The sequence below is a fragment of the Aliibacillus thermotolerans genome (genome assembly GCF_027853235.1).
GTDB classification, from domain to species: Bacteria; Bacillota; Bacilli; order Bacillales; family Marinococcaceae; genus Aliibacillus; species Aliibacillus thermotolerans.
This window is the reverse complement of the sequence record NZ_WKJG01000012.1, coordinates 1-607: the sequence shown is the minus strand read 5'-3', so window position 1 is coordinate 607 and position 607 is coordinate 1. Positions and strand designations below refer to the sequence as shown.

At 42.3% G+C, this 607-nt stretch carries 1 protein-coding gene; it reads left to right on the top strand.

What is annotated here, in order from left to right; genetic code table 11:
* The coding region (locus GJS40_RS00815) for a transposase (RefSeq protein ID WP_270895376.1) at positions 1-607 on the top strand (607 nt) is incomplete at both ends.

The window sequence follows — 607 nt, the reverse complement described above, 5'->3', positions numbered from 1 at the left end:
TTCATTCGATACGTGGAACGAATTCCAACCGTTAAAGACCTAGTTAAACGACTAAATGATGATGTCGTTTTCAAGCTGAATTGTGGATTTCTCGTTTCTGACAATGTCCCTTCTGAAGCATCTTATTCTCGGCTGATAACCAAGTTAAGTGACTCCAACATTTTAGAAAAGGTTCAAGAAAAAGTAATCCTTCAAGCTATTTCAGAGGGTTTCATTATCGATGACACAGTTGCCATCGACGCCACGCACTTTGAAGCCAGGGATCAAGCACCGCCAAAAGAAGAAAAGCCAAAGCCTGAACCTAAAAAGCGTGGACGCAAATCCAAAGAAGAGCGCGAACAATGGCTAAAAGAACAAGCTGAAAAAGAAGCCAATCGACCCCTTTACGATAAAAAGATTGAAGCTCAATTAGATGTTAGCTTAGATGAACTACGTACCGAAGTTCCCCAAGACCCAACGTGGGGTGTGAAGAAGAACTCGGAAGGCAACAATGTCTTTTGGTTTGGATTTAAGGGACACCTAGCTGTCGGAACATCAAGTCAATATATTCTACAGTCCATGTTTTCTTCGGGAAGTCTAAATGACGGTAAGGCGGCGATTCCGTTAC